The sequence below is a fragment of the Krasilnikovia cinnamomea genome (assembly GCF_004217545.1).
GTDB classification, from domain to species: domain Bacteria; phylum Actinomycetota; class Actinomycetes; order Mycobacteriales; family Micromonosporaceae; genus Actinoplanes; species Actinoplanes cinnamomeus.
The window spans coordinates 6842391-6852720 of sequence record NZ_SHKY01000001.1; the positions used below are offsets into that span (position 1 = coordinate 6842391).

Genomic DNA, 10330 nt, shown 5'->3' on the forward strand with positions numbered 1-10330 from the left:
GTCAGAAGACGCAGCGGATCAGTTCGCGGGCCTGCGCGGGGTTCAGCCGTGGATCGCACAGCGACTCGTAGCGCCCGCCGACCGCGTCCTCGTCGGGCACCGGGCCGCCTACGCACTCGGTGACCTCGGTCGTGGCCACCTCCAGGTGCAGGCCGCCCGGGTGCAGTCCGAGACCCTCCACTGTGGCGCGAAACCGCGACGCCTCCCGGATCATAGTGGCCAGCTGTCTGGTCTTTTTCCCGGATCTGGTGCGCACGGTGTTGCCGTGCATGGGGTCGCACAGCCACACCACCGGATGCCCGGCCCGGCGCACCGCCCGCGCGATCGGTGCCAGCGCGCCGACCCGCTCCGCGCCCATCCGGGCGATCAGGGTCAGCCGCCCGGGAGTGCGGCCGGGGTCCAGTGCCGCGCACAGGGCGACCACGTCGTCCGGGGTCGCGCCGGGCCCGACCTTGCAGGCGACCGGGTTGGTCACCGAGGCCAGCAGGCGCACGTGGGCGTGGTCGAGCTGCCGGGTGCGTTCGCCGATCCACGGCAGGTGGGTGGAGGCCAGGTAGCGTTCGCCGCTCCACTCGCCGCGCCGGACCTGCGGGCTCTCGTAGTCCAGCACCAGCGCCTCGTGGCTGGCCCACGGCCCGGCGTCGCCGCGTTGCCGGTGCGTGCGCAGTCCCGCCAGCACCCGCGCGCTGGCCCGGTACGCCTCGATCAGGCGCCGCGGGTCGGCGGCCCGGGCGTGCGGGTCCGGCTCGGGCGCGTTGACCAGGTGCCCGCGGAAGACCGGCAGCTCCACCCCGTGCACGGTCTCCGTGGGCTGCGACCGGGGTTTGGCGTACTGTCCGGCGAGGCGGCCGAACAGCACCACCGCGTCGCCGGTGCGCCGGGTGACCAGGTCACCCAGGTCCGCCAGCACCGCCACCTTCGCCGCGGTGGCGGCCGGGCCGGATTCCGCCAGGCTTTCCGCGCAGTCACCAGCCTGCAGCAGTCGGGCGTCCCCGGCCGCTACGGTGGCGATCGCCCGGTGTGCGGCCGCGATTTCCCATTCCGCCACCAATGGCGGACTCGCACGCAATTCGGCGAGGTTCCGCCGACGATCCGGATGGCCGTGCCAATCGGGTTGTTCCCGGGCCGGCAGCGACTCCCACGGACTGCCGTCGACGGTCGCCGGGGCGATTGCGGGACGCATGTCAGTACGCGATTCCCTCGATCTCGACCAGCAGATCGGAACGGCAGATGTCCACGTTGAGATAACGGATCTCGGCGGCCGTGGAGAATGCCCGGGTGCAGATCTGCCGGACCACCGGGATGTGCTCGGCGTGCCGGACGTAGACCTTGACGTGGTCCAGGTTGGACAGGAAATGACCGTCGGGGATCCCGTGCTCCCACAGGTTGGTGGCGCCGATCACCCGGGCGATGTTCTGCAGCGAGACGTGGGTCTGACGCACGATGTCGCCGGCGTACCGGGTCTTGTGCCCGGTGATGCTGGCGGTGCCGGAGACGTACACGTGGCCGCTGCCGGCGGTGGCGAGGTGGGCGGCGCGGGCGAACTTCGGCGCCTTCGGGCCGTAGCGCCGGGGGTAGTGGTACGCCGACATCTGCTCCGGGTTCTCGATCATGGTCGGCCGGGCGGACCGGCCGCTCAGGAAGTAGAACCCGATGCCGCCGCCGAGCGAGCCGATGCCGGTGGCGGCGGGCATGACGTCCTCGCCGAAGCCGGTCTTCTCGAAGGCGTTCGCCCGGCCCAGGCAGAAGTCCCGGTAGGTCTCCAGCCCCTCGGCGTTGGGGGCGTTGATCTGGTTGACGAAGTTCCACATCCGGTAGCAGTGCCGGTAGCCCAGGTCGCGCATGACGTTCAGCGCGGCGAGGTAGGCGTGCTCGGTCGCGGCGGCGTACGTGCGGGCCTGCGGCACCCGGCCCGCGCACAGCAGGTACTCGCCGTCGTGCGCGAAGACCACCCCGTCGTGCGTGCCCGAGTGCACCGGGTCGCGGGTGATCCACAGTTCGCTGAACGCGTCGCCGGGATCGGCGGTCATGTGCAGGTCCAGCACGGGGGATCCCGTGCCCGACACGGTCGGGTCGGCCGCGGCGGTGGTGTAGTTGATCTGCCCGAGCAGGTAGCCGCCGGCGGCCGGGTCGGCGACGGTCCCGAAATCCGACAAGGTGGTGCGCGGCGCGTATTCCAGACTCGGTCCGGAGTCGGCGAACCGTGTTTGCGTCATGTTGAATTCCGTTCCATTCCAGAAAGGAAAGACGGTATGGAATGTCCATTGTGGTGGTGCCGGTGCCGCTTGCGTGGCGAAGGCTAGCAGCGCGGTACTAGGGAATTTGTTTCCGGTGCGGCCGGTGGAGGTGAGACGGTCAACATAGGGGGGTCGTAGGGGGTGGGTAAGGGGGTGCCGCCGGGATTCCTGATATTTCCTCTGCCCCCGCCCGGCTAGCGTCCCGGTGACGAGTCGCGCGGGTGGTCGTGCAACGCCGCGTCGTTTCGGATAACCAGGGAGTGACGTCGCATGTTGCGTGCAGACCTGATCCGGCCGCTGCCCGAGATCCTGCGGGAGCACGCCGCGGTCCGACCGGACAAGGTCGCCTTCCGTGACCGGCGCCGCGCGGTCGGCTACGCCGAGCTGGAACGGCGTACCCGGCGGCTGGCCGGTCACCTGTCCGGGCTGTGGTTGCAGCCCGGCGACCGCGCCATGATCTTCCTCGGCAACGCGGTGGAGGTCATCGAGAGCTACCTGGCCGTCTCCCGGGCGGGCGGGGTGGCGGTGCCGTTCAACCCGGCGGCCAGCGCGGCGGAACTCGCGTACGCGCTCGACGACAGCGGCGCCCGGGTCGTCATCACCGACCCCGGCCACCTGGAACAGGTACGTCGGCTGCTGCCGGGGCGCGCGTACCTGCGCGTGGTGGTCACCGGCGAGCAGCCACCGCCGCGCCCGCTGGTGCGTTTCGAGGAACTGGCCGGGACGGAACCGGCCACGCCGCCGCGCGACGACCAGGGCCTCGACGACCCGGCGTGGATGCTCTACACGTCCGGCACCACCGGCAACCCCAAGGGCGTGGTCTCCACCCAGCGCAGCTGCCAGTGGTCCATCGCCGCCTGCTACGCCCCGATCCTCGGGCTCAGCGACACCGACGAGGTGCTGTGGCCGATGCCGCTGCACCACAGCCTCGCGCACGTGCTGTGCGTGCTCGGCGTCACCGTGGTCGGGGCGAGCGCCACCCTGCTCGACGGGTTCGCCCCCGAGGACGTGCTCGGCGCGCTGCGCGACGAGCGGTACACGTTCCTGGCCGGTGTCCCGGCCATGTACCACTACCTGCTGGCCGAGGCGCGCGAGCACGGCGCGCACCGCAGCGCGCTGCGGCTGGCCCTGACCGCCGGATCGATCTGCCCGGCCGCGCTGCGCGACACGTTCGAGCAGACCTTCGGGGTACCGCTGCTCGACGGGTACGGCAGCACCGAGACCTGCGGGCTGATGACCGTCAACTGGCCGCACGGCGCCCGCGTCGACGGCTCCTGCGGCCTGCCCGTGCCGGGGCTCGCGCTGCGCCTGGTCGACTCCGACACCGGGCTGGACGTGCCCACCGGCGCCGAGGGCGAGGTGTGGGTCCGCGGCCCGAACCTGATGCGCGGCTACCACAACCAGCCGGACGCCACCGCGCAGGTGCTGGCGGGCGGCTGGTACCACACCGGCGACCTGGCACGGTGCGACGACCTCGGCTACGTGACCATCACCGGGCGCAGCCGCGAGCTGATCATCCGCAGTGGGGAGAACGTCCACCCCGCGGAGATCGAGGACGTGCTGCTGCGGGTGCCCGGCGTCGCCGACGCGGCCGTGGTCGGCCGCCCGCACGAGGTTCTGGGCGAGGTGCCGGTCGCGTTCGTGGTGCCCGGGCCGGGCGGCTTCGACGCCGAACGGCTCTTCGCCGCCTGCCGCGACGAACTGTCCACCTTCAAGGTGCCCGAGGAGGTGTACGAGATCGACCGGATCCCGCGCACCTCCTCCGGCAAGATCACCCGGCACGTGCTGCTCGACCGTCCGGCCCGGCTGCGCGCGGCGGGCAACGGGACCTCCGAGTCCCTGCTGCGTACGGTGTGGTCCCCGCTGCCGTCCATCCGCGCCGTCGAGCCGACGGGCGGGCCGGACTGGGCGGTGCTCGGCGCGGAAGCCGGCGAGCTCACCGACGCGGTGCGCGCCGCCGGGGGCACCGTCACGGCGTACCCGGACGTCGCGGCGCTGAGCGCGGCGGTGCGCGCCGGACACCGCGCACCGGCGGTGGCGGTGCTGCGGCTCCCGCCCACCACCGGCCAGCAGGGCGACCCGCTCTCCGACGAGCCGGGGGCCGCCCCGGCCGTCGTCCGGGACCTGACGGACACGCTGGGGTCCTGGGCCGCCGACGGGCCGCTGGCCGGCACCCGCCTGGCCGTCGTGACCCGCGCGGCCGTGGCGGCCGGTGACGGCGAGCGGGTCGGCGACCTCGGCCACGCGGCCGCGTGGGGCCTGCTGCGCTGGGCGCAGGCCGAGTTCCCGGACCGGGTCGTCGCGGTCGACACCGACGGCTCCCTCGACCTGCTGCCCGCCGTCCTGAACACCGGGGAGGCGCAGGTCGCGGTGCGCGGCGGCGTCGCGCTCGTGCCCCGGCTGGCCCGGGTCTGGACCGCCACCGACGGCGGCGCCGGGCTGCGCCTGGACCCGCGCGGCACCGTCCTGGTCGCCGGGGTCACCGGCGCCCGGGGCGCCGCCCTGGTCAGCCATCTCGTGGGCGCCTACCAGGCGCGGCACCTGCTGCTGGTCAGCCCCGGCGGGCGCGCCGACGACCGGACCGCCCGGCTGGAACGCGAGCTCACGGCGCTGGGCGCGAAAACCGCGGTCGCCGCCTGCGACGTCGCCGACCGGGCGGCGCTGGCGGCGGTGCTCGACAGGGTACGCCGCCCGGTCACCGCGGTGCTCTACGGCGCCGCCGAACCGGATGCCGAGCGTGGACAGTCCTTCGCTTCGACCGCGGCCGGGGCGGTGAACCTGCACGACCTGACCGGCGACGCCGAGCCCGGCGCGTTCGTCCTGCTGGGCTCGGTGGCGGGCGCCCTGGGCGGCCCCGGCCCCGGCGAGGGGGCGGCCACGGACGCGTTCCTCGAAGCGCTGGCCCGGCACCGGCGCGACCGGGGCCTGCCCGCCACGTGGCTGGCCTGGAGCAGCGCCGACGACGCCGAACTGCCCGTACCCGAGAGCCTGGCGATGTTCGACCTGGTCGCCCGGATGGACCTGGCCGCCGCCGTCGTGCTGCGCCTGTCCCGGCTCGGCCTCGGCGCGCAGCGGACCGTGCCGGTGCTGCTGCGCGGCCTCATCGACCTGGCACCCCGCCCCGTCCCGGACGAGCGGGAGAGCTCCGAACTGCGTACCCGGCTGGCCGGCCTGTCACCGGCCGAGCAGCGCACCGCCACCCTCGACCTGGTACGCGGCGCCGCCGCCGACGTGCTGGGCGCACCGGTCGACGGCGGGTCCGCCCGTACGTTCCGCGAGCTGGGGTTCACCTCGGTCGCCGCCGTCCAGCTGCGCAACCGGCTGGTCGCGGCCACCGGGCTCACCCTGCCCGCCGCCCTGATCTTCGACTACCCGACCGTCGAGGCCCTCGCCGAACACCTGCGCCGCGTCCTGCTGGGCGAGCCGGAAACCGCGGCCCCGGCGCGACCGGCCACCGGGCCGGACGAGCCGATCGCGATCGTCGCCATGGCCTGCCGCTATCCCGGCGGCGTGCGCACCCCCGAACAGCTGTGGCGCCTCGTCGCCGACGGCGCCGAGGCGATCGGCGACTTCCCCGCCGACCGCGACTGGGACCTCGCCCACCTGTACGGCGGGGCCAGCGCCACCCGCACCGGCGGCTTCCTCACCGACGCGGCCGACTTCGACGCCGAACTGTTCACGATCGCCCCGCGTGAGGCCCTGGCCATGGACCCCCAGCAGCGGCTGATGCTGGAAACGTCGTGGGAGCTGGTGGAGCGCGCCGGGATCGCCCCGAGCGCGCTGCGCGGCACCCGCACCGGGGTGTTCGCGGGCGTCATGTACCACGACTACGGCGCGGACCTGCCCGGCCCGCCGGAAGGGACCGAGGCCCACTGGGGCACCGGCACCGCCGGCAGTGTCGTCTCGGGCCGGGTGGCGTACGCCCTCGGCCTGGAAGGCCCGGCCGTCACGGTCGACACCGCCTGCTCGTCGTCGCTGGTCGCGGTCCACCTGGCGGCGCAGGCCCTGCACCGCGGCGAATGCGACCTCGCCGTCGCGGGCGGCGTCACGGTCATGTCCACCCCCCGCACCTTCATCGAGTTCACCCAGCAGGGCGGGCTGGCCCCCGACGGCCGGTGCAAGGCGTTCTCCGCGTCGGCCGACGGCACCGGCTGGTCCGAAGGGGCCGGTCTGCTGCTGCTGGAACGGCTGTCCGACGCCCGCCGCAACGGGCACGAGGTGCTCGCGGTGCTGCGCGGCAGCGCGGTCAACTCCGACGGCGCCTCCAACGGCCTCACCGCCCCGAACGGTCCGTCGCAGCAGCGGGTGATCCGGCAGGCCCTCGCGTCGGCGGGGCTGACACCGGGCGACGTCGACGTCGTCGAGGCGCACGGCACCGGCACCACCCTGGGCGACCCGATCGAGGCCCAGGCCCTGCTGGCCGCGTACGGGCAGCACCGGACGAACCCGCTGCTGCTCGGCTCGGTCAAGTCGAACCTGGGGCACACCCAGGCCGCCGCGGGCGCCGCCGGGGTCATCAAGATGGTGCAGGCGCTGCGGCACGGCGTCGCACCGCGCACCCTGCACGTCACCGAGCCGTCCCCGCACGTCGACTGGACCGCGGGCGCCGTACGCCTGCTGACCGAGCAGGTCACCTGGCCGCGTACCGACGGGCCGCGCCGCTGCGGCGTCTCCGCGTTCGGCATCAGCGGCACCAACGCCCACGTCATCCTCGAACAGGCGCCCGCCGTCGACCCGACGCCCGAGCCGGCGTCCCCGGCGGCGCGGCCACCGGCCGTGCCGGTGCTCGTCTCCGGAGCCTCGGCGGCCGCCCTCGCCGACCAGGTCGCCCGCGTCCGGGCGATCCTGCCGGGCGACTCCCCGGCCGACGTCGGGTTCTCGCTGGTCACCGGCCGCGCCCACCTGGAACACCGGGCCGCGCTGCTGGCCACCGAGGACGGTGTCGCGGAAATCGCCCGGGGCGCCGCCGGGCGCGGACGGCTCGCCCTGCTGTTCACCGGCCAGGGCGCGCAGCGCGCCGGCATGGGCCGCGAACTGCACGCCCGGTTCCCCGCCTTCGCCCGCGCGTACGACGCGGTGCTCGCGCAACTCGCCGTGGCCGACCGCGAGGGCGGCGCGCCGCCGCCGGACGACCAGGACACGCTGAACGAGACCGGTGCCGCGCAGCCCGCCCTGTTCGCGCTCGAAGTCGCGCTGTACCGGCTGCTGGAGTCCTGGGGGGTGCGGCCCGACCACCTCGCCGGGCACTCCGTCGGCGAGATCGCCGCCGCCCACGTGGCGGGCGTGCTGTCGCTGCCCGACGCGTGCACGCTGGTGTCCGCCCGGGCCCGGCTGATGCAGGCCCTGCCGGCCGGCGGGGCGATGGTCGCGGTGCAGGCCGCCGAGGACGAGGTGCTGCCGCTGCTGAGCGCCAACGTGTCCGTCGCCGCGGTCAACGGCCCCACCGCCGTGGTCATCTCGGGCGCCGAGGACGAGGTCGAGGCGGTCGTCGCCCGGCTGGGCCGCCACGCCACCCGGCTGGCCGTCTCCCACGCGTTCCACTCCCCGCTGATGGCCCCGATGCTGGCCGAGTTCGGCGCGGTGGTGCGGGGCCTCACGTTCGCGCCGCCCACGGTTCCGCTCGCCACGGCGGGCGACGTGACCGCACCGGAGTTCTGGATCAACCACGTCCGTGACACCGTACGTTTCGCCGACTCGGTGCGCTCGCTCGTCGACCACGGGGTCGACGCGTTCCTGGAGCTGGGCCCGCACGCCGTACTCACCGCCATGGTCGCCGGGCTGGCCCCGGCGCGGTGCACGGCCGTCCCGATGCTGCGCCGCGACGAGCCGGAGGAGACGACCGCGGTGTCCGCGCTGGCCCGGCTGCACGTCGCCGGGGTTGGCGTCGACTGGGCCGCGTTCTTCGCCGGCGCCCGCCGCGTCGACGTGCCCACCTACCCCTTCCAGCGGCAGCGGTTCTGGCCCCGGCGCCCGGCGTCCACCCCGGACAGCCGCACCGACGACGAGTGGTGGCGTCTCGTCGACCGGGGCGACCTGGGCGCCGCGCTGAACCTGGACACCTGGACCGAGAAGGCGCTGCTGCCCGCGCTGACCGCCTGGCGGGACCGGCACCGCACGCGCGCCGTGGTGAACTCCTGGCGCTACCGGGAGAGCTGGCAGCGGCTGCGGCCGCGACCCGGCGGCCCGCCCGGGCAGTGGCTGATCGTCGTGCCGGACGGCGAACTCGACGAGGACTGGCTGCACCGGCTCGCGTCCGCCCACGGCACCCACGCGCTGCGGGTGGACGTCGCGGACCACGACCGCGCCGGGCTGGCCCACGCCCTGTCGCCGCTGCGCGACGTCACCGTCGCCGGGGTGCTGTCGCTGCTGGCCGTGCCGGCGCCGCGCGCCGGTGCGGCGGTGCCCGCCGGGCTGACCCGGACCGTCGCCCTGATCCAGGCGCTGGCGGACACCGGCATCGCCGCGCCGCTGTGGTGCGCCACCCGCGCTGCGGTGTCCACCGGCCCCGACGACGCGGTCGACGCCCCCGAACAGTCCGCGCTGTGGGGACTCGGCCGCGTCGCCGCCCTGGAACTGCCGCACCAGTGGGGCGGCCTGCTCGACCTGCCCGCCGACCTCGACGAGGGCGCCGCCGCCCTGGCGCACGTGTTCGCGGGCGGCTTCGCGGACGAGGACCAGGTGGCGCTGCGGGCCACCGGCGCGTACGGCCGCCGGCTGGTCCGTGCCGCCGCCCCCGGCGACCCGGCACGGCCGTGGCGCGCCGAGGGCACCGTGCTGGTCACCGGCGGCACGGGCGGCCTCGGCGGCCGGGTGGCCCGGTGGCTGGCCGCGCACGGAACCCGGCACCTGGTGCTGCTCAGCCGGCGCGGCCCCGACGCGGACGGCGCCGGCGAGCTGCGTACGGAACTGGAAGCCCGCGGCGCCACGGTCACCATCGAGGCCTGCGACGCCGCCGACCGCGACGCGCTCGCCGCGGTGCTGGCCCGCACCCCGATCGGCGCGGTCTTCCACGCGGCGGGCGTCGACACCGGCGACGGGCCGGTCGCCGAGCTGACCGAGCCGCGGCTGGCCGCGCTCTTGCGGGCCAAGGTGGCCGCCGCCTGGAACCTGCACGAGCTCACCCACGACCTCAGCGCCTTCGTCCTGTTCTCCTCCGCCGCCGCCACCTGGGGCGGCGGCGGCCAGGCCGGATACGCGGCGGCCAACGCGTTCCTCGACGGGCTGGCGCACCACCGCAGGTCCGCGGGCCTGCCCGCCACGTCCCTTGCGTGGGGCGCCTGGGCAGGGGCCGGGCTGGCCGCCGACCCGGCCGTCGAGCAACGGATGCGCCGACGCGGCGTGCTGCCGATGGACCCCGACGTCGCGCTGCTCGCGCTCCAAGGAGCCCTCGCCGAGAATCCGGTCACCCTCACCATCGCCGATACCGACTGGTCCCGGTTCATCCCCGGATTCACCGCGCAGCGGCCCAGCACACTGCTCACCGGGATCGACGAGGCGCGCGCCGCGTCGGCCGCACCGCCGCCCACGCCGGGCACCGGGCTCGCCGAACGGCTGGCCGGACTCGCCGACCCGGACCGCGAACGCACTCTGCTGGAGCTCGTGCGCGCCGAGACGGCCAGCGTCCTCGGGCACCCCGACGGCGCCGCGATCGGCGCCGACAAGTCCTTCCGCGACCAGGGCTTCGACTCCATGACCGCGGTGCAACTGCGCACCCGATTGGGTACGGCGACCGGCCTGGACCTGCCCTCCGCGCTGGTGTACGACCATCCGACGCCCCGCGAGGTGGCCGCTCACCTGCTGGCGCACCTGGTCGCCGCGCGCCCGGCCGGGCTCGGCACCCCCGACGCCGAACTGGACCGCTTCGAACGGTCCCTGTCCGCCGCCACCAGCCCCGACCGGACCGGCCTGCAGACCCGGCTCGAACGGATCATGGCCGGCCTGGCGCACGGCGAGCCGCGCACCACCGGAGCCGACATCACGACCGCGTCGGTCGACGACCTGTTCGCGATCATCGACGAAGAGCTGCAGGACTTCTCGTGACCAACCCGATTCACCGCCCGGCAGAGAACTCGTCAGGAAATGGGGACGCGGCA

3 protein-coding genes and 1 pseudogene are annotated in these 10330 nt (G+C 75.0%); 1 reads left to right on the forward strand and 3 read right to left on the reverse strand.

Annotated elements, in window-relative coordinates; all coding sequences use genetic code 11:
* Position 1: 1 nt before the first annotated feature.
* From EV385_RS36235 to EV385_RS30445, 3 genes and pseudogenes are all read right to left on the reverse strand, one after another.
* Positions 2 to 679 (reverse strand): 3-deoxy-7-phosphoheptulonate synthase, encoded by a 678-nt coding sequence (locus EV385_RS36235; protein ID WP_479723882.1) that lies wholly within the window; start codon positions 677 to 679, stop codon positions 2 to 4.
* Positions 656 to 1171 (reverse strand): annotated as a pseudogene (locus EV385_RS36240) (3-deoxy-7-phosphoheptulonate synthase); the annotation flags it as partial. The pseudogene EV385_RS36240 and the gene EV385_RS36235, both read right to left, overlap by 24 nt.
* Positions 1172 to 1184: 13 nt before the next feature.
* On the reverse strand, positions 1185 to 2216 hold the full coding sequence (locus tag EV385_RS30445; protein ID WP_130512578.1) for an FkbO/Hyg5 family chorismatase: 1032 nt from the start codon (positions 2214 to 2216) through the stop codon (positions 1185 to 1187).
* Positions 2217 to 2507: 291 nt separating this feature from the next.
* On the opposite strand from EV385_RS30445, the gene EV385_RS30450 reads away from it, so the two are divergent.
* Positions 2508 to 10277, forward strand: coding sequence for a type I polyketide synthase (locus EV385_RS30450; protein ID WP_130512579.1), 7770 nt, complete (start codon positions 2508 to 2510; stop codon positions 10275 to 10277).
* Positions 10278 to 10330: the final 53 nt, after the last annotated feature.

What these genes read in the sequence shown, in the direction of transcription:
- EV385_RS30445 (WP_130512578.1), bottom strand. Translation starts at nt 2,216, where the DNA reads ATGACGCAAACACGGTTCGCCGACTCCGGACCGAGTCTGGAATACGCG.
- EV385_RS30450 (WP_130512579.1), top strand. Translation starts at nt 2,508, where the DNA reads ATGTTGCGTGCAGACCTGATCCGGCCGCTGCCCGAGATCCTGCGGGAG.